15 protein-coding genes and 1 tRNA gene are annotated in these 18,465 nt (G+C 70.6%); 11 read left to right on the top strand and 5 right to left on the bottom strand.

Annotated elements, in window-relative coordinates:
• The first annotated feature begins 844 nt into the window (after positions 1-844).
• The 3 genes from ACFY1H_RS05255 (at position 845) to ACFY1H_RS05265 (ending at position 4,988) form a co-directional block, all read left to right on the top strand.
• Positions 845-1,486, top strand: a complete 642-nt coding sequence (locus ACFY1H_RS05255) for a hypothetical protein (RefSeq protein WP_386944732.1) — start codon at positions 845-847, stop codon at positions 1,484-1,486.
• A gap of 140 nt (positions 1,487-1,626) precedes the next feature.
• Positions 1,627-3,792 carry a dTMP kinase gene (locus ACFY1H_RS05260; RefSeq protein WP_366588789.1) on the top strand — a complete coding sequence of 722 codons (2,166 nt, stop codon included), beginning with the start codon at positions 1,627-1,629 and terminating at the stop codon, positions 3,790-3,792.
• Positions 3,789-4,988, top strand: coding sequence for a DNA polymerase III subunit delta' (locus tag ACFY1H_RS05265; RefSeq protein WP_386944734.1), 1,200 nt, complete (start codon positions 3,789-3,791; stop codon positions 4,986-4,988). Before ACFY1H_RS05260 ends, ACFY1H_RS05265 begins: the two co-directional genes overlap by 4 nt.
• Before the next feature lie 60 nt (positions 4,989-5,048).
• Here ACFY1H_RS05265 and ACFY1H_RS05270 read toward each other — a convergent pair whose 3' ends face one another.
• Positions 5,049-6,728, bottom strand: coding sequence for a hypothetical protein (locus ACFY1H_RS05270; protein ID WP_366588785.1), 1,680 nt, complete (start codon positions 6,726-6,728; stop codon positions 5,049-5,051).
• 135 nt (positions 6,729-6,863) lie between these two features.
• On the opposite strand from ACFY1H_RS05270, the gene ACFY1H_RS05275 reads away from it, so the two are divergent.
• A tRNA-Thr gene (locus ACFY1H_RS05275) sits at positions 6,864-6,937 on the top strand.
• Between the two features lie 123 nt (positions 6,938-7,060).
• Here ACFY1H_RS05275 and ACFY1H_RS05280 read toward each other — a convergent pair.
• On the bottom strand, positions 7,061-7,777 hold the full coding sequence (locus ACFY1H_RS05280; RefSeq protein ID WP_386944737.1) for a hypothetical protein: 717 nt from the start codon (positions 7,775-7,777) through the stop codon (positions 7,061-7,063).
• 235 nt (positions 7,778-8,012) lie between these two features.
• Between ACFY1H_RS05280 and ACFY1H_RS05285 the strand changes: the two genes are divergently transcribed.
• Positions 8,013-8,441: a hypothetical protein gene (locus tag ACFY1H_RS05285; RefSeq protein WP_386944739.1), complete on the top strand. Its 429-nt coding sequence runs from the start codon at positions 8,013-8,015 to the stop codon at positions 8,439-8,441.
• A 61-nt stretch (positions 8,442-8,502) separates the two neighbouring features.
• Here the strand turns inward: ACFY1H_RS05285 and ACFY1H_RS05290 are convergent, their stop codons facing one another.
• Positions 8,503-8,961 (bottom strand): GreA/GreB family elongation factor, encoded by a 459-nt coding sequence (locus ACFY1H_RS05290; RefSeq protein ID WP_366588776.1) that lies wholly within the window; start codon positions 8,959-8,961, stop codon positions 8,503-8,505.
• Between the two features lie 122 nt (positions 8,962-9,083).
• Between ACFY1H_RS05290 and ACFY1H_RS05295 the strand changes: the two genes are divergently transcribed.
• From ACFY1H_RS05295 to ACFY1H_RS05315, 5 genes are all read left to right on the top strand, one after another.
• Complete coding sequence (locus tag ACFY1H_RS05295; protein ID WP_285971906.1) at positions 9,084-9,671, top strand: TetR/AcrR family transcriptional regulator; 588 nt, start codon at positions 9,084-9,086, stop codon at positions 9,669-9,671.
• Between the two features lie 19 nt (positions 9,672-9,690).
• Complete coding sequence (locus ACFY1H_RS05300; protein WP_366588773.1) at positions 9,691-10,209, top strand: gamma carbonic anhydrase family protein; 519 nt, start codon at positions 9,691-9,693, stop codon at positions 10,207-10,209.
• A gap of 124 nt (positions 10,210-10,333) precedes the next feature.
• On the top strand, positions 10,334-11,605 hold the full coding sequence (gene glyA / locus ACFY1H_RS05305) for a serine hydroxymethyltransferase (protein ID WP_366588771.1): 1,272 nt from the start codon (positions 10,334-10,336) through the stop codon (positions 11,603-11,605).
• A gap of 764 nt (positions 11,606-12,369) precedes the next feature.
• On the top strand, positions 12,370-12,687 hold the full coding sequence (locus tag ACFY1H_RS05310) for a ParB N-terminal domain-containing protein (RefSeq protein ID WP_386944742.1): 318 nt from the start codon (positions 12,370-12,372) through the stop codon (positions 12,685-12,687).
• A gap of 123 nt (positions 12,688-12,810) precedes the next feature.
• On the top strand, positions 12,811-14,445 hold the full coding sequence (locus tag ACFY1H_RS05315) for an MDR family MFS transporter (RefSeq protein WP_386944744.1): 1,635 nt from the start codon (positions 12,811-12,813) through the stop codon (positions 14,443-14,445).
• A gap of 70 nt (positions 14,446-14,515) precedes the next feature.
• Here the strand turns inward: ACFY1H_RS05315 and ACFY1H_RS05320 are convergent, their stop codons facing one another.
• Both ACFY1H_RS05320 and ACFY1H_RS05325 read right to left on the bottom strand, forming a co-directional pair.
• Positions 14,516-15,031: an inorganic diphosphatase gene (locus ACFY1H_RS05320; protein ID WP_326566764.1), complete on the bottom strand. Its 516-nt coding sequence runs from the start codon at positions 15,029-15,031 to the stop codon at positions 14,516-14,518.
• Positions 15,032-15,355: 324 nt separating this feature from the next.
• Positions 15,356-16,030 carry a hypothetical protein gene (locus ACFY1H_RS05325; protein WP_386944747.1) on the bottom strand — a complete coding sequence of 225 codons (675 nt, stop codon included), beginning with the start codon at positions 16,028-16,030 and terminating at the stop codon, positions 15,356-15,358.
• A gap of 357 nt (positions 16,031-16,387) precedes the next feature.
• Here ACFY1H_RS05325 and dacB point away from each other — a divergent pair, with 357 nt between their 5' ends.
• Entirely contained in the window at positions 16,388-18,427 is a 2,040-nt protein-coding gene (gene dacB / locus ACFY1H_RS05330) for a D-alanyl-D-alanine carboxypeptidase/D-alanyl-D-alanine-endopeptidase (RefSeq protein ID WP_386944748.1), read from the top strand.
• The last annotated feature ends 38 nt before the right edge of the window (positions 18,428-18,465 follow it).

The raw sequence follows: 18,465 nt of genomic DNA on the forward strand, positions 1-18,465 counted from the left end.
CGGTCGATTCAGGCCTGGTCGCCGGCCGAGCAGGAGGTGTCGACTGTCGTCGCGTTTGACGTGGTTCGACGGGGCTGAGTTCGACCCGTCGCAGATCTGGGATCGCGGACGGTGGCGAGGCAGGTGCTCTCCGGGCGGTCGATTCAGGCCTGGTCGCCGGCCGAGCAGGAGGTGTCGACTGTCGTCGCGTTTGACGTGGTTCGACGGGGCTGAGTTCGACCCGTCGCAGATCTGGGATCGCGGACGGTGGCGAGGCAGGTGCTCTCCGGGCGGTCGATTCAGGCCTGGTCGCCGGTCGGGTGGGAGGTGTCGACTGTCGTCACGGTTGAAGTGGTTCGGCGGCGGCTGAGTTCGACCCGTCGCAGACCCGGGATCGCGGATTGTGGAGAGCCAGGTGCTCTCCGGGCGGTTGACACGCCTGATCGCCGGTCGGATGGGAGGTGTCGACTGTGGTCGCGGCTGAGGTGGTTCGGCGGCGGCGAAGCTCGGCCCGTCGCCGAGCCGGGACTGCGGACTGTGGCGAGGCAGATGTTCGCCATGCGGTCGAGCCGGGCCTGATCGCCGGCCGGGTGGGGGGCCGACTGGCGACCCGCCCGGAATGGGCCGTCCACGCCCCAGCGCGCCGGCCACGATCGATTACGAAGAGTGCCCGATCTCGTGACCGGTATCACCCCTGCACGTCGCTTTCGGCGGTCGACCGGGGTGGCCGTGGCCTGCAAACTGCTGCGGGACCGTCCGGTCGGCGGCGTGGCCGCGAGCGTTTCTGCGGCCATTGGGCGGATGCGGGAGCCGGTAGTGTCGCCGACACTGGAAGGCGAGGACATTCCGTAGTGAGGTGGTCACCATGAGCACGAGCGGTGGGGCTCCCTTCTTCAATGCCCCCCAAGGCACGCAAAGCGCCCCCAACACCAACGCCCGCACCGCCCCGCAGCCGGAGCGCGACGGGACGCTGGACGGCAGCGTCGGCGGGGAGCGGTTCGCCGATCCGCTCGCCGGGCTGGTCACGGCGGCCGAGGCGGCGCCTGCGGCGTCGGCGGACGAGTCGCGGCCGTTGCCGACCGCGCGGCCCGTGCAGCACGACCCCGAGGCCGTGAAGCGGATGGTGGAAGCCGCGCTGCGGGAAGAGGCCGCGCGCACGCCGCAGCCGAGCCAGTCGTCGGCCGAGGAGAAGCCCGACGGCGTGCCGCTCGGGTTGCTGCCGCGGCAGCGGACGTGGCCCACGCGCGCCCCGCAGCTGCTCAAGCGGGTGCCGCGGCCCCGGCCGAAGGCGAAAGCCGAGGTCGCCGACGACGACATCGAGGCCGAACTAGCCGAACGGCAGGCCAAAAAGCGCGGTCTGCCGAACATCGGGATGCCGAACCTGGGCCGTCCGTCGACGAGCGCGGCGGGCGTGATCCTCGCGGTCGTGCTGCTCATCGTGTTCGTCGTGATCGCGCTGTACATGGTGTCGAGCCTGGTCAGCAGTGTGACGGGCCTGTTCAGCTGACGTCACTCCACCACCGCCACACCCGGGCCGGTGCCGTGTCCGGATCGGCGATCGGGCTACCCTGACGACACGGTCGGGGGATCCGAAACGGGGTTTCCCGACGCCGCCGTGACGAGTGGGGTGGGCGTATCAGCGAAGGCGTGCGGTCGGTACCCGGCGCCGGATCGGGTGCCTCGGCGAGTGCCGAGGCATCCACGATCCACCGCGTCCGTCGGGTGCTGGCGATCAGACCATTCCGTCGGCTGTGGGGCGTCACGTACCTGTGCAGTGTCGCCGACTGGCTGAACCTGCTGGCACTGACGGCGTTGAGCACGAAGCTGCTCAACAACTACACCGCGCAGAACTTCGCGTTCGTCGGCGTGGTGCTCACGAACCTGCTGCCCGGCCTGCTGTTCGCGCCGATCGGCGGCATCCTCGCCGACCGCTTCGACCGCCGCAAGGTGATGGTCGTCTGCGACTTCCTGCGCTGCGGTTTCCTGCTGTCGATCGCGATCGTCGGCGCGCCCTGGTGGCTGTTCGTCGCGAACTTCCTGGTCGGCTGCTGCTCGATCATGTGGATCCCGTCGAAGGACGCGGCGGTGCCCAACCTGCTGCGCCGCCCGGACCAGGTCGAGACGGCCAACCAGCTCGGCATGGTGATGACCTACGGCCTCGCCGTGATCACCGCCGCCGGCGCCAACGCGCTCATCCTCGGCGCCAACACCACGTTCCACCTGTTCCAAGGCGCGACGGCCGATCTCTACATCGCGAAGATCGTCGTCGTCATCAACGGTCTGCTCTACCTGACCAGCGGCATCCTCATCGCGACGCGCATCCCCGAGCTTTCGCTGCGCGACGTCCACAAGCTGCCCGACCAGAAGGTCAAGAAGGCCGACGAAGAGAAGTTCGGCTTCGGCGACATGGTGCGCGACGGCCTGCGCTTCGTGAAGAGCACGCCTTTGGTGCGCGGCCTGCTGATCGGCGCGTTCGGCGCGTTCGCCGCGGGCGGGGCGGTGGTGGCCTCGGCCAAGCCGTACTCGTCGTCGCTGCTCGCGGGTGACGCGGCGTTCAACCTGCTGGTGCTCGCCGTGTTCCTCGGCCTCGCCTCCGGGATGGCCCTCGCGCCCAAACTCGCGCGGCGGCTGCCGCACGACCGGCTGTTCGGCATCTCGATCGTCGTGGCCGGGCTGTCGCTGGTGATCATCGCGCTGTCGCCGCACCTGGCGATCTCGGTGATCGCCGTGGCGCTCACCGGCTTCTGCGCCGGCATCGCGTTCCTCACCGGCGTCACGATCATCGGTTCGCGCGTGGAAGACGCGATCCGCGGCCGGGTCAACGCGATCTACCAGTCGATGCTGAAGATCGTGCTGTTCGGCTCGACGATCGTCACGCCGGCGTTGATCGGCCTGGTCCGCCCGCACCAGATCAACGTGTGGGGCAGCCCCGTCACCATCGACGGCACGCGCCCGGTGATGATCGGCGGCGGCGTGCTCGCGATGCTGCTCGGTGTGATCGCCTACCGGCAGATGGACGACCGCCGCAGCGAGAAAATCCTCACCGACCTGCGCAACGCCTTGCGCCGCGCACCCCGGCGCGTCAACGGTTTCCTCATCGCGCTCGAAGGCACCACGGCCATCAACACGGCCAGCCAGGCCGCGCGCCTCTCGCGCTGGCTCGGCACCGGCACCCGGCCCGTGGTGCTGGCCGCCGATCCCGCGCTCGACGAGCGGCGGTTCCGTTCGCTGATCTCCGACGCGTCGCTCACCGGGGCGCGGGCCCAGGCCCTCGTCGCCGCGGCGGTGCGCGCGGAGCTGGTCGAACGCGAGATCCAGCCGGCGCTCGACGCCGGGTCCGTGGTGGTGATGGAGCGCTTTGTCGACTCGCCGCTCGCGCACCTGTGCACGGTCGCCGGCCTCGACGCGGGTGAGCTCGAGGGCCTGGCCGACTGGGCGACGGGCAAGCTGCGCCCCGACCTGACGGTGCTGCTCGACGCCGATCCGGGCCAGCGCGACCACAACTCGTCGGTGTCGGTGAACGACCAGTGGCGGGTCCAGACCCTGCTCGCGGAGATGGCCGCGGCCGACCCCGACCGGTACGTGGTCGTCGACGCCGACGGCACCGACGACGAGGTCGCCGCACGCGTTCGCACGGCCGTGCTGGCGGTGTTCGTCGGCCGCCTGTCCGGGCTCGCGCCTTCGGAGCCGGCCGAGCGTCCGGAGCTGGACCACAGCACCCACGCGGTGGCGACGGCCGACGTCGTCGAAGGCGCCGTCGCGGAGGCCGAGCTCGCGCCCGCGCAGGAAGTGTCCGAAGTGGACGCGAAGTGACCGGGCCGATCGGCGTCTGGGCCGAGCTCGTGGGTCAGGAGCCGGCGGTCGAAACGCTGTCGACGGCATCGTCGGCGGCCGCGAAGATCGTGGCGGGCGAGCCGGTTCCGCCGGGCGCGATGACGCACGCGTGGCTGATCACGGGCCCGCCGGGGTCCGGCCGTTCGGTCGCGGCGCGCACGTTCGCGGCCGCGTTGCAGTGCAGCACCGGCACGGGCTGCGGTGCGTGCCCCGGCTGCCGCACGACGATGGCCGGCACCCACGCCGACGTCCGGCTCGTGGTGCCCGAAGGCCTGTCGATCTCGGTCGCGGAGATGCGCGCGCTGGTGCAGGCGGCCGCGCGGCGCCCGACCACGGGCGAGTGGCAGGTCGTGATCATCGAGGACGCCGACCGGCTCACGGAAGGCGCGTCGAACGCGCTGCTCAAGGCCGTCGAGGAGCCGCCGGAACGCACGGTGTTCCTGCTGTGCGCGCCGTCGGACCACCCGGACGACGTGTCGGTGACCATTCGCTCGCGGTGCCGTCTGGTGACGCTGCGGACGCCGCCGCCCGAGGCCATCGCGCAGGTGCTGGTGGCGCGCGACGGCGTCGATCCTTCACTCGCGCAGTGGGCCGCGTCGGTCTGCGGCGGCCACGTCGGCCGCGCGCGCCGGCTCGCCACGGACGACTCCGCGCGCCAGCGCCGCGCCACCGTGCTGCGGATCCCGACGGGCCTGCGCCGCCCCGCCGACGTCTTCACCAGCGCCGACCAGCTGATCAGCGCCGCGGAGGCCGACGCCGGCGAGGAAAGCAAGGCCCGCGACGAGAACGAACGCTCCGAACTCCGCACCGCCATGGGCGGCGACGGCATCGGCAAGGGCGTCGCCGGCGCCAAGCGCGCGGCCGAGGCCGCCGTGAAGCAGCTCGAAAAACGCCAGAAGTCCCGCGCGACCCGCACCCAGCGCGACACGCTCGACCTCGCGCTCGTCGACCTCGCCGGCTTCTACCGCGACGTCCTCGTCACCACCACCCACTCCGGCGCCACGCTCAACCACCCGGACCACGCCGACGTCATCCGCGCCGCCGCCGCGGCCTGGACGCCGGAATCCACGCTGCGCCGCCTGGAAGCCGTCCTGGAGTGCCGCGAGGCGATCGAGCTGAACGTCAAGCCGCGCATCGCCGTGGAGGCCATGGTGACGACGCTTCGCCAGGGCTGACCGCACCGACGACAACGGCCCGGCCACCGAGAAGGTGACCGGGCCGTTTCGCGTGGCAATTCAGTCGCGCGGATGCGGGGAAGGTTTGCGCGGTGCGTCGTCGGAGTGGAGTTTCACCGGCGTGGCAACGCGGCGGCGGTTCGGGAACGCCGCGACCATCACGACGCCCATCAGCAGCATCGCCGTGCCCGCCCAGAAGAGCGGCACGGTGTCGTACGCGGTGCCCGTGTAGGCGAGGTTCTTCACCGGCCCCTTGGGCGCCGGGCCGCCGGCGGCGGGGGGAGTCACGCCGGTCGTGCCGCAGACGACGCCGCCGGTGGGGGCGTAGGCGCGGGCGACCTGTTCGCCCAGGGACAGCTGTGCGAGGGACGACGGGAGGTTGTCGCCGGCGCCGGCGGGGAGCAGGGTCTTCAGGTTCTTCGTCGGGAGCACCTGGAGGTCGAACAGCCGTGCCGACGCGCCGAGCTGGTAGCCCTTGTACGGCGTGGTCGCGGCGGAGCCCTTCTGGTCCAGACCGGCGATGGACAGGCGCAGGACGCCGAGGTCGAGGACGGTGCCCGCGGTGTCGCCGACCTGCTGGATGCCCTTCGTCAGCGTGGACACGAGGCCGCCGACCACCGGGATCGAGTTGAGCTGCCCGAACTTGTCGCTCAGCCCCGCGAGCGGCAGGCCGATCGGGATGTCCTCGGTCGGGTGCGCCGCGTCGAGCGTGTACAGCGTCTTGCCGCCGGCCTGGATGGTCAGCACGGGCGCGGTGTAGTCGACCTTCGAGGTCTTCTCGTCGCCCGTCGAGGTGACGGTGAGCGTCGGCTGGCTGGCGACCTTGATCGACAGCTCCAGCGGCGTGCCCTTGAGGATGTCGATGTCGGCGGCCTGCAGCGTCGACGACGACTGCACCGCCTTGTTCTTCGACCCCGGGATGTCCACGAGCTTCACCTGCGAACGCGACGACAGCGTGTTCGGCAGGCTCAGCAGCGAACCGGTGCCGTCGGCCGCGGTCTGGCCGCCGCCGGACAGCAGGCCGCCGAGGCTCTGCAGGCCCTTGGCCGGGTCGAAGCCCTGGGCGAGCTGCGTGCCCTGCGGCAGGTTCAGTCCACCGTTGCCCAGCAACGGGATCTGCGGCAGCGACGGGATCACGTTCAGCAGCGAAAGGCTCGCCACCGACGTGCTCGCGTCGGCGATCGTGTCCACGCACGGGCCCAGCGAGTCGCTCCAGCGGGCGTGCGCGGTGCCGTTCAGCACGCCGATGTTGAGCAGCGGGTTCGACGGTGCGTTGAGCCCGCCGGACAGCGGCTTGGGGTTGTCCGGCAGCGCGGTCTGCACCACGCTGCCCGGCGTCTGCGGCGCCTGGCCGCCCACGGCCACCCCGAACGGCGACGCCTGCGCGATCGACTTCTCGTACGCCAGGTACGCCTCGGAGTTCGCCGATGCGCTCGACAGGCCCATCCCGGCCTCCAGCGCCGACTGCTTCGGCAACGTCTGCCCGAAGCCGGGCAGGATCGTCGACGTCGGCACGGAGTTCGGCAGCAGGCGCAACACGCCCAGCGCCGTGCCCGCGTCGCCCACCGCGTGGCCGAGCGGCTGCGGCCCGATCGGCGCGGACGCCGGGGGCTGCGTGGGGTTCGCCGGCTGCGGGATCGGCGTCGTCGGGATCTCCTGCGCGCTCGCCGGCGCGGCGATGAGCAGCAGCAACGCCGCTGCCGCGGGCAGGGCCACCGCGCGGGGCAGTCTTCGCCGCATGTGCCGAGTCCTCCAGGTAGGCCGGGCGGGGAGTGAGACCGAGGTCATAGGACCCTAACGACGCGGCCCCCGCAAGGTGACGCCAACGGCCTCCGCTACACTTGTTCCCGTCGGACGGCGCCAGCCACCCGGCATGCCGCCTTAGCTCAGTCGGCCAGAGCGATTCACTCGTAATGAATAGGTCGGGGGTTCGATTCCCCCAGGCGGCTCCGCAGGTCAGGGCCCATCCGAGACTCCTCGGATGGGCCCTGATTCGTGTGGTGGGTGTCCACCTGAAGCCGGTTGGTTCAGTTCGAGAAGATCACCCGTTGAGGGGAAATTTGTCCTCGGCCTTACGCGCTGCGTTCGGCGAGTAGCTCCAGCCCGCCGGGGCCGAGCCGCAGCGCGGAGGGGACCAGCTCCGTGGGCTCGTGGGGCGAAGCGAGCACCTGCTCCCGGACGGTGTCCGCCAAGCCACTGCCCCCGCGGACGACGAACATCTCGTCCGGACACGTCAGGCCGACGAGCAGGTCGCCACCGCCGAGGTGCGGGGCCAGCTGGGAGTACCGGTCGGGCAGGGCGACGGCGGACGCCGCCGGCAGGTTCTCCCGGGTGATCGACACCAGCGCGTCCTCGCCTGAACCGCGGACCGCCATCTTCAGCCCACGGGCCAGGGCGCCGTATCCGACGTCGAACAGCGTCTCGAGCGGCCGGCCCATCTGATCGTGCTGATGCCGGGTCACGTGGTGCATCCCGATCTTGCCCTGCGGAGTCCGCGCCACCACCGCGAGCGCGACCGACAGCCGGCCGGGCACGAGCGGCCGGTGCGGCAGCGTGTCGAGCAATCCGGCACTTGGCGACGAGGCGCTCCACAGCACTGGCAGCAGTTCCTCGGAGTTCTCCTGCTCACGGGCTTTGTGCGTTTCTGCCCTCACGGTGCGCGCCGCGGCGAAGGCGCGCTCCCAGTCATCCGGCGCGGGGCGGGCGAAGCTGTAGGTGCACTCGGCTTTGCGGAAGTTCTTGGCCATGAACTTCTGGTCGGCCATCGACGGCTGCCATTCGCTGGACACCGCCGAAACCGCGGAGCCGCGCACTTTGTGCTGCTGTCGGACGCTCGCCCAGGCCTGCTCGCCCCGCACCGAAGCTGACGACGACGATCCCGGCCGTCAACACCGCGCCGGCGATCACGTCGTGCGCCGTGGAGCCGAAAGAGCCGAGAGACAACCGCTGAGTCGGCCATCCGGCCCGCGGCTTCGGACCGGAAAGCCGATGCTGCCGCGAATGCGCCCGGATTGACTCGGTGGCATGAACGAAATCGGGAAAACCGCGATCTGGTTCGCGGCGATCGCGGCGGCACTGGCGACCGTCACCGCGTGTGCGCCGGACGGGCCGGAGCACGTCAAGAACGTCGCCTACGACACCGGCGCTCTCGGCAAGGCCGACGCCGACGCGCGTCTGCCGGCCTGGGTCCCCGACGACGCGACGGCCGTCACGGAAGCCATCCGCACCACCGGGTCCGAACGGATCCTGCGCTACACGCCGGGCGCCTCGGGCCTGCCCGCGACCTGCGTCAAGGGTCCCGCGTCGGCGACCCCCGCGACCCTGTCGGCCGATTGGTGGCCCGCCGGCCAGGAACGCCGCACCGACCGCGTCTGCGACACCGACTGGCACGTCGTCGCCGACCAAGGGCTGATCTACGCGTACAGACCGGAGACGCTCGACCAGCGTCGGTGAAAGACGGATCGGGCTGCCGAGGCGTGGTGCCCGGCAGCCCGATCCGTGGAGTCCGAAGTGGTCAGTCCTCCGGCGGGGTCAGCTCGATCACCGTGGCGGTGGCTTCGCCGCGCGGGGTGCGGTAGGTGATCTTGTCGCCGGCCTTGGCGCCGACCAGGGCGAGGCCCAGTGGGCTGTCCGACGTCACCGAGTCGAGGTCCTCGCCGGGGAGGGTGACGACGTTGAGCACTTCCTCGTCACCGTCGGCGAAGCGCAGGGAGACGCGCGTGCCGTCGGGAAGCAGGTTGCTGTTGTAGGCGCCGTGTTCGAGCTTGGCGGCGACGTCGGAGATCTGGCGCTCCAGCCGCGCGGCGGCCTCGGCCCGGTCGATCACGTCGGCCTGGTCGGCCGCGTCCCCCGTGCGTTCCTGCTCGCCGGGCTGCGGCGCGAGCGCCGCCCGTTGCGCGCGCAGGTCGGCTATTTCCTTCTCCAGCTGGCGGCGCGCCGCCTCGCTGAGCCCCTTGTCCCCTGAGATCACCATGCCGGGCATTGTCCGCTGTGCGGACCGGGGTGGCCAATCCGCTTTTTCACCCGAGAGGGCGCGATGGGACGTCTGCCCTAGGATTCGGGGCTGTCGTCCTGAATAACGTAACGAGGATCACCGTGACCGCCGTACCCGGCCGCAGCGCGCAGCTGTCGCCCAACCAGCTGCAGAAGCAGGAGCAGATCGTCGAGGCCGCACGAGTCGTGCTCGCCAGAGACGGGCTCGCCGGCTGCACGGTACGCGCGATCGCCGACGCGGGCCCGCTCACGAAGAGCGCGATCCATTACTACTTCGCCGACATCGACGTGCTCATCGACCGCGCGATGGCCGCCCACATCACGACTTTCGCCACAGACCTGCGTGCTGTCGGGGAGAAGTTCGACGACCCGCGCGAGCGCCTGTTCGAGGTGACCAAGGCGTACCTGGCGGAATTCGCGGAGCGGCCCAACGGCGCGTTCCTGTGGTTCGAGTACTGGATCGCGGCCGGGCGGGCGCAGCACCCGCAGGCCATCGACGCGATGCTGACGTCGATCACCGAGCTGTTCGCGGAACTGCTGGCGCCGCTGGACGTCGACGATCCGCGGGCGCGGGCCCGGGCGTTGCTGAGCTACCTGCTCGGCGCCGTGGTGCAGCAGCGGGTGCGGCCGCGGCCGTTCGAGAGCCTGCGCGGTGACGTCGAGGCGCTCTGCTTCGCGGGTTATCGCTGACGCCACTTAGGGTGCTGGCATGCCTCTGTTCTCCTTCGAGGGCGCCAGCCCGCAGGTCCACCCGGACGCCTGGATCGCCCCCACCGCCACCTTGATCGGCGATGTGACCGTCGAGAAGGACGCTTCGGTCTGGTACGGCGCCGTGATCCGCGCCGACTTCGGGCCGATCATCATCCGCGAGGGCGCGAACGTGCAGGACAACTCCGTGATCCACTGCGGCGGGACCCTGACCGAGGTCGGGAAGAACGTGACCGTGGGGCACCAGTGCCTCGTGCACGACTGCACCATCGGCGAGCAGGCGCTGATCGGCAACGGGTCCACCGTGCTCGACGGGTCCATGATCGGTGCGCGGTCGCTGATCGCCGCGGGCTCGACGGTCACGCCCGGCACGGAGGTGCCCGAGGAAGTGATCGCGATGGGCAGCCCGGCCAAGAAGTTCGTGCCGCTCACCGATTCGGCGCGGATGTGGGTTGAGCACAACGCCGGGATCTACCAGGAGCTCGCGCGACGGCACCGGGAGGGCTCCAAGCCGGTCTGACGTGCACTAAACTCCGGCACGCAGCTGCGACTGGCGCCATCAGAGGTGGAGCACCACCGGGAAGCGACGACGAGGCCGGCACCGCGCGCCTGGGTGCCCCGGCCGGTTCAGAACCGGAGACGTGATGACACACCAGCCCTCCCTTTCGACGCTCGCCGCCGCCGACCCGCAGATCGCCGGGCTGGTCGAGGACGAAGCGAAGCGTCAGCACGACAAGATCCGCCTGATCGCGTCGGAGAACTACGTCTCGCGCGCGGTGCTCGAGGCCACCGGCACCGTGCTGACCAACAAGTACTCCGAGGGCTACGCCGGCAAGCGCTACTACGAGGGCCAGCAGTTCATCGACCCCATCGAGAACCTGGCGATCGAGCGCGCGAAGTCCGTGTTCGGCGTGGACCATGCCAACGTGCAGCCGTACTCCGGCTCCCCGGCGAACCTGGCCGCGTACCTGGCCTTCGCACAGCCCGGCGACACCGTGCTCGGCATGGCCCTGCCCGACGGCGGCCACCTCACCCACGGCTGGTCGGTGTCCGCGACGGGCAAGTGGTTCAACGCCGTCCGCTACGGCGTGCGCAAGGAAACCGGCCGCGTCGACTTCGACCAGGTGCGCGACCTGGCCCTGGAGCACCGCCCGAAGCTGATCTTCGCCGGCGGCACGGCCATCCCGCGCACCATCGACTTCCCGCGCTTCGCGGAGATCGCGCGCGAAGTGGACGCCGTGCTGGTGGCCGACATCGCCCACATCGCCGGCCTCATCGCGGGCGGCGCGCACCCGTCGCCGGTGGGCCACGCCCAGGTCATCACGACCACCACGCACAAGACCCTGCGCGGCCCTCGTGGCGCGATGATCCTTTCGGACGCCGCACACGCGAAGGCGATCGACAAGGCCGTGTTCCCCGGCCTGCAGGGCGGCCCCCACAACCACACGACTGCGGCCATCGCGGTCGCGCTGGGTGAGGCTGCGCAGCCGTCCTTCGCCACCTACGCGCAGACGATCGTCGCGAACGCCGGGGCTCTGGCGTCGGCGCTGCTCGACCGCGGCTACGACCTCGTCTCCGGCGGCACGGACAACCACCTGCTGCTGATCGACCTGACGAACAAGAACGTGGCGGGCAAGCCGGCCGCCCAGGCCCTGGACCGCGCCGGGATCGAGCTGAACTACAACACGGTGCCCTTCGACCCGCGCAAGCCGTTCGACCCGTCGGGCATCCGGCTGGGCACCGCGGCCATCACCACGCGGGGGCTGCTGCCGGAGCACCAGGTGCAGGTGGCGGAGTGGATCGACCGGACGGTCGTGGCCGCGGCCGGGTCCTCTCCGGACGCGGAACTGGACCGGATCGCCGCTGAGATCCGGGAGTTCCTGGAGCCGTTCCCGATTCCGGGTTACATCGCCTGAGTCTGCCTTTCGCTGGGCGAATGGTCCCCTCGTGCTTGGTGGTTGGCGCGGGGGGACTGTTCGCGCCGCGGACCTGGCGCGAGGGGACGGTTCGGGCTGAGGTTTGGTGCGAGGCGTCCGTCGGTGCCGTGTTGACGTCGCGAGGGGACTGTTCGCGCGGCGGGTTAGTTGTGAGGGGACCGTTCGAGCTCGAAGGTTTGGTGCGAGGGGTGCATTGGTGCCATGTCGACGCCGCGAGGGGAAATGTTTGTGCGCCGTCGGCGTTGCGAGTGGACCGTTCGCGGAGCGGACGCGGTGCGAGTGGACCGTTCGTACGGTGTCGATGTTGTGAGGGAGCCGTCGTTCCGGCTGGCGCGCGGGTCCAGCTGTGCCGAGTGTGCGGCGGGACCGCTCGTGTCGTCGGCTTGGTGTGAGGGGACCGTTCGCGCCGCGGGCTAGGTGCGAGGGGTCCCCTGGCGCCGTGTCGGTGTTGCGAGGGGACCGTTCGTGCTGTGCCGGCGGCGCAAGGTGAGCGGTCGTGGCGGTGGGTGAGAGGGTCGGTCGGGTTGGCGGTCGTAGCTGTCCAGTCGTGCCGAGCGGGTGGTGTGAGGGGACCACTCGCGCCGCGGACCTGGCGTGAGAGGACGGCTCGTTTCGCGGGTTTGGGCGCGAGTGGACCGTTCGTGCCGTGGTGGTGGTGCGAGGGGAGCGGAGCCGTCAGGACCGAGCGGGTCGGCGGCTGGTCGGGCGATGATGGGCCCATGTCGCCTCTTCGCCTGCCGGCCGTGTTCCTGCCGACGGAGCTCGTCGTGCGGTATCGCGCCGTTGATCGGGAGTTGGTCGGGTCTGCGTTGGTGGATACGCCGCGACACCTCGACGAGCTGGCCGCGGACATCGCGCGGCGCGGGATTCTCACGCCGCTCAGACTGGGGTTCAACGAGGAGTTCGCCATCCTGGACGGCAATCACCGCATCGCCGTGGCGGTGAGGCTGGGGCTGGGCGAGGTGCCCGTCGCGCTGGTGGAGGAGCCGCGGAGTCCCCGGCCGGGTCAGGCGCGATTGATGCGGGAAGCCGACTTCGCCCTGCTCAGAGGGCACCTGTAACTCCCTGCGAGCAGCGTCACACCCTACTTGCTTGCCTCATGCAAGCTTTCCGGGAACAGTTGCACCCTGAAAGTAGTTGATGGATACAAGCAACTGCTCGACCAGACTTGAGGGAGTACCAAGATGACCGCCACCATCACCGCGGAAGGGGGCACCGGCAAGCTGTCCCACCGGCAGATCCTCACCGTGTTGTCCGGGCTGATGCTCGGCATGTTCCTGGCCGCGCTGGACCAGACCATCGTGTCGTCGGCGATGAAGACGATCGCGGACGAGCTGCACGGCCAGAGCCTGCAGGCGTGGGCCACGACGGCCTACCTGATCACCGCGACGCTCTCGACGCCGCTGTACGGCAAGCTGTCCGACCTGTTCGGGCGCAAACCCATGTACCTCACGGCGATCTCGCTGTTCCTGGCCGGCTCGCTGGCCAGCGGGTTCGCGAGCTCGATGTACGAGCTGGCCGCGTTCCGCGCGTTCCAGGGCCTCGGCGCCGGTGGGCTGATGTCGCTCGCGCTGGCGATCATCACGGACATCACGGCGCCGCGGGACCGGAGCAAGTATCAGGGTTACTTCATGGCCGTGTTCGGGATTTCGAGCGTGGCGGGACCGGTCGTCGGCGGGTTCTTCGCGGGGCTGGACTCCTTCGCGGGCATCACGGGCTGGCGCTGGGTCTTCCTGGTCAACGTCCCGATCGCCCTGGCCGCGCTGGTCGTGGTGAGCAAGGTGCTGAACCTGCCGCACACCCGCGTGCAGCAGCGCGTGGACTTCCTCGGCGCCGGCGCGCTGACGCTCGGGCTGGTGCCGCTGCTGATCGTCGCCGAGCAGGGGCGTGAGTGGGGCTGGGGTTCGCCCGCGTCGCTTGGGATGTACGCGATCGGGCTCGTCGGTGTGGTGCTGTTCATCCTGCAGGAACGCCGGATGGGCGACGCGGCCCTGCTGCCGCTGCGGCTGTTCCGCCGGCCGGTGTTCCGGGTGGCCACGCTGGTCACGGTGATCCAGGGCGCGGGCATGTTCGGCGCGATGATGTCGCTGCCGCTGTACCTGCAGATCGTGAAGGGCGCGACGCCGACGCAGGCGGGCCTGCAGATGCTGCCGCTCACCCTCGGGATCATGGTCGCGAGCCTCGGCTCCGGCGCGGTGATCTCGCGGACCGGCCGCTACAAGGTCTTCGCCGTGGCCGGCCTCGGGCTGATGGCGGCGGCGCTGTTCGGGCTGTCGACGATCGGCGCGGCCACGTCGCTGGGCGTCGTGATGGCGATCGCGTTCGTGATCGGCCTGGGCCTGGGCGCGTCAATGCAGACGCTGCAGCTGGCCGCGACCAACGACGTCGCCCCGCAGGACATCGGCGTCGCGACCTCGTCGGCCACGTTCTTCCGCCAGATCGGCGGCACGGCGGGGACCGCGGTGTTCCTCTCGATCTTGTTCGGCACGGTCGGTGACCGGATCGCGGCGGCGGTGCGCTCGGCGATGGCGACCCCGTCGTACGTCGCCGCGCTCGCCCAGCACCCGGAGTTCGCGCAGCAGATGGCCAACGGCGGCGTGGACGTCAACGACACCTCGTTCCTCGCCCACCTCGACCCGGTGCTGGCCCGCCCGATCCTCGACGGGTTCGCCGGCTCGATGAGCACGGTGTTCCTGGTCGGCGGGATCGTGCTGACGGTCGGGTTCGCCCTGGTCTGGCTGCTCAAGGAGAAGCCGCTTTCGGACAAGTCGGCGATGGAGCAGCGTTCGGAGCAGGAAGCGCTCGCGCTGGCGCACTGAAAAAGATCAACGAAAGGGCCGTTCACCCCAACCCGGGGTGAACGGCCCTTTCGCGTTTTTTCGGTCGCTCTCAGTGAGCGGGACCGTCGACCTCTTCCTTGGCCAGCCGGTCCTGCTCACGCTGGTACGACCGCGAAATCTCGGCCTCGGCCTCCGCGCGGCCCACCCACGACGAGCCCTCGACGCTCTTGCCCGGCTCGAGGTCCTTGTAGACCTCGAAGAAGTGCTGGATCTCGAGCTTGTGGAACTCGTTGAGGTGGTGGATGTCGCGCAGGTGCTCCAGGCGCGGGTCGTTGGTCGGGATGGCCAGCACCTTGTCGTCCGGACCCTTTTCGTCGGTCATGCGGAACATGCCGATGGCGCGGCAGCGGATCAGGCAGCCCGGGAACGTCGGCTCCTGCACCAGCACGAGCACGTCGAGCGGGTCGCCGTCCTGGCCGAGCGTGTCGTCGATGAAGCCGTAGTCCGCCGGGTACTGCGTCGCCGTGAACAGGGTCCGGTCCAGCTTGATGCGACCGGTCTTGTGGTCGACCTCGTACTTGTTGCGCTCCCCCTTGGGGATTTCGATCGTGACGTCGAACTCCACGGCCGTCCTCGCTGCTTCTCGAATCTCGGTATCCCACACGTCGTGGGCGGCAACCGTAATCACCTCATTGACGTCACTAGTGTGGACTACGCGCTGCCGCCGGGTCCCATGGATGTCGGCTAGGCAGCATGTGACCTTGGCCCCTTCCGGGCAGGTGAGAAGGAGTGGTGGGTGCCGGACAACGACCAGCCGATGTGGCCCGAGGGTGACGAGGACACGTCGTCGCGCACCGGTGGCGCGACGGCGCGCTTCCCCATCCCCAAGCCCGGCCAGACCGTCACGGACCGGCTCGCCGTGCCGAACGTCACACCGCCCACGGGTTCTTCACCGGGCTCCGGCGAGCGTCCGCCGGGGTCTTGGTTCAAGCCGAACGTGCCTCCTGAACTGATCCCGGGGCTGAACACTCCGGTCGAGAAGCGTCCCGGGCAGCCGGGTCAGCAGGGACAGCCGAGCCAGCCGGGGCAGTCCGCGCAGATGCGACAGCCGGGACAGCCGCGGCAGGACCTCGCCGACCGGCTGGGGCCACGGCCGGGCGAGCAGCCGCGAGCGCCACAGGCCCAGAACCAGCAGACGCCGGGGCAGCAGCAGGGCGAGCGGAGCCAGACCCAGCAGGGGCAGGGCCTGTTCGGTCAGCAGGATCAGGGCAGCCAGCCCCAACAAGGCCGGCAGTCGCCGCAGGGGCCGGGCCGCCAGCAGCCCGGCAACGCGCCGTGGGGCCAGCAGCAAGGTCAGCCGCAGCAGCAAGGCGCGTCCCAGCAGGGCCGGCAGCAACAGGGTCAGGGCCAGCCGGGACAGGGCCGGCAAAGCCAACAGCAAGGCCTTTGGTCGCAAGGACTGCCACTGGACCGCTCGGAGGGGCAGCGGTCCGAGGGGGAGAACCAGCCGGGGCAGCAGGATCGCCCGGAAGGTCAACGGTCGCAGTCCCAGCAAGGGCAGCAGGACCGTCCAGACGGCCAATGGCTGCAGGGGCAGGCCCAGCGAGGCCGCCAAGACGGCCATGGGCCGCAGTCCCAGAACCAGTTGGGGCAGCAGCAGGATCGGTCGGAGGGGCAGCGGCCGCAAGAGCGGAACCAGCAGGACCGCGCGGAGGGCCTGTGGTCACAGGGTTCGAACCAGTCAGAGCAGGCACAGGACCGCTCGGAGGGCCTGTGGTCGCAAGGTCCGAACCAGCCAGAGCAGGCGCAGGACCGCGCGGAAGGCCAGAGGCCGCACGGGCAGCAAGGCCGGCAGCAGGACCGCACGGAAGGTCAGAACCAGCCGGGGCAGAACCAGCAGAGTCAGGAGCTGTCCTCGTCGGAGCGGTCGCAGCAGGGGCCGTCCGATCAGTCGACTCAGCAGTTGCGGGTGCCGCCGGCTGTGCCCTGGGTGCCGGTGGAGCGGCCGGCGCGCCCGGGTGAGGGCGAGCGGAACCGCGACGAACAGAACCGTGGCGATCAGGGCCGCGGAGAGCAGAACCAGGGCGACCAGAACCAGAGCCAGAACGAAGAGCCGCGTCTGGGCGGGGCGATGTTCCAGACTGCCGAGCCGTCGAAGGAAGAGGCGGGCGAGGGCGCCGGACCGGCCAACAGGGACAGCGGCACCGAGTACATCGACGTGTCCAAATGGGACGTCTTCCGCAATGAGCAGAAGCGCGAGGAACCCCAGCGCCAGCAACAAGACCGCCAAGAACCTGAGCGCCAGAACACCGAGTCCCCGCGTGAAGAACGCTGGGACGTCTTCCACACCAACCAGAGCGGCAAGGAATCCGAAGGCCCGCGCGAAGCACCCCAGTGGGACAGCCTCCAAAACCCAGGCCCCCGCAGCCTGCCGGAGCCACCGCGGGGTGCGGTGCCACCGGCGTCGGGGATGCAGGCGCGCCCGGTGCGGATCGAGCCGTCGGGCGGGCAGTTCCCGGCGGAGGCGACCGTCGGGATCGAGCGTCCCGCCGAAGGGTTCGCCGGCGGCTACGACGACCAGGAAAGCGGCGAGGCGCAGCGGGAGACCCCCGCGGATGAGCCGAAAACCAAGAGGGGCAAGAAGAAGTTCATCGTCCTCGGGCTGGTCGTGGTGCTGGTGCTCGCGGCGGCCGGGGTCGCGTCCGCGATGCCGCAGGTGTCCAACCGGCTCGGCCTTCCGTGGGCGCCGAATGCGCCGAAGGGTGACAGCCCCGACCCCGCGTCCGTGACGCTCGCGTTGCACGGCCCGGAGACGTCGGGCCAGGGCCCGAGCGCGAGCGGCGTCGCCTCGGCGCTGGCCGGGCCTGCCGGTGCGTCGGCGCTTTCGCAGCTCAGCGGCAGCGTGATCGACCCCGCGACCGGCTCCGTCCTGTGGGACCACAGCTCGGCCACGCCGCTGACCCCGGCATCGACCACGAAGATCCTCACGGTGTCGGCCGCGCTGCTGTCGATGGACCCGACGAAGCGGATCGTCACCAAGGTCGTTCAAGGCTCGACGCCCGGCACGGTGATCATCGTCGGCGGTGGCGATCCGTCGCTGACGGCGCTGCCCATCGGCACCGACTCGCCGCTGTACCCCGGTGCGGCCCACGTGGACGACCTCGTCGCCCAGATCAAGAAGGCCGACCCCAGCGTCCAGAAGGTGCAGGTCGACGTCAGCGCCTACTCCGGCCCCACCACCGCCCCGGGCTGGGAGCCCGGCGACGCGCCGTCGACCTACGGCGCGCCGATCGTGCCCGCGATGGCCGACGGTGGCCGCCTCAACCCGTCGGTCGACGAGACGCCGCGGTCGGGCAACCCGGCGACCACGCTCACCCAGCTCGTCGCCGACAAGCTCGGCGCGCAGGCCGCCGGCACCGCCAAAGCGCCCGCCGACGCGAAGGTCGTCGCGCAGGTGCAGTCGGCGCCGTTGCCGGACCTGGCGTACGCGCTGCTGCAGATCTCCGACAACGTCCTCGCCGACGCCCTCGGCCGCCAGGTCGCCATGACCGCGGGCGCCGAGGCGTCGTTCTCCGGCGCGGCCGCGTCCGTGAAAAAGGTGCTGGCCGACCACGGGTTCGACGTCACGGGCCTGCAGCTGTCCGACACGAGCGGCCTGTCCAACCAGAACAAGGTGCCCGCGCGGCTGCTCGCGCAGGTGCTGGCCGAGGCCGCGGCGCCGGACGGCAAGAACCCGGACACCCCGAAGCTGCGCCCGCTGCTCGCGGGCCTGCCCGTGGCCGGCAGCCCCGCCGGCACGCTCGCCAGCCGCTACGCCACGCCGAACTCGGCCGCGGGCAAGGGCTGGGTCCGCGCGAAGACGGGCACGCTCACCGGCGTCAACACCCTCGCCGGCTACGTGCTCGACAGCGACAACCGCGTGCTCGCGTTCGCGTTCATGTCCAACGGCTCGGAGAAGAACCCGGGCCAGGCCGCGCTCGACGTGCTCGCAACCACCCTGCGGAAGTGTGGCTGCAACTAGGCGAATCGGTTGCGGATTCAGTCGGGCAAAGTGCCCTC

The organism is Amycolatopsis sp. NPDC001319, assembly GCF_042896185.1.
Lineage (GTDB): Bacteria > Actinomycetota > Actinomycetes > Mycobacteriales > Pseudonocardiaceae > Amycolatopsis.

Coding starts and splice junctions, on each gene's coding strand:
- ACFY1H_RS05255 (WP_386944732.1), top strand. CDS start 845: ATGAGCACGAGCGGTGGGGCTCCCTTCTTCAATGCCCCCCAAGGCACG.
- ACFY1H_RS05270 (WP_366588785.1), bottom strand. CDS start 6,728: ATGCGGCGAAGACTGCCCCGCGCGGTGGCCCTGCCCGCGGCAGCGGCG.
- ACFY1H_RS05285 (WP_386944739.1), top strand. CDS start 8,013: ATGAACGAAATCGGGAAAACCGCGATCTGGTTCGCGGCGATCGCGGCG.
- ACFY1H_RS05290 (WP_366588776.1), bottom strand. CDS start 8,961: ATGGTGATCTCAGGGGACAAGGGGCTCAGCGAGGCGGCGCGCCGCCAG.
- ACFY1H_RS05300 (WP_366588773.1), top strand. CDS start 9,691: ATGCCTCTGTTCTCCTTCGAGGGCGCCAGCCCGCAGGTCCACCCGGAC.
- glyA (WP_366588771.1), top strand. CDS start 10,334: ATGACACACCAGCCCTCCCTTTCGACGCTCGCCGCCGCCGACCCGCAG.
- ACFY1H_RS05315 (WP_386944744.1), top strand. CDS start 12,811: ATGACCGCCACCATCACCGCGGAAGGGGGCACCGGCAAGCTGTCCCAC.
- ACFY1H_RS05325 (WP_386944747.1), bottom strand. CDS start 16,030: ATGGCCGTCTTGGCGGCCTCGCTGGGCCTGCCCCTGCAGCCATTGGCC.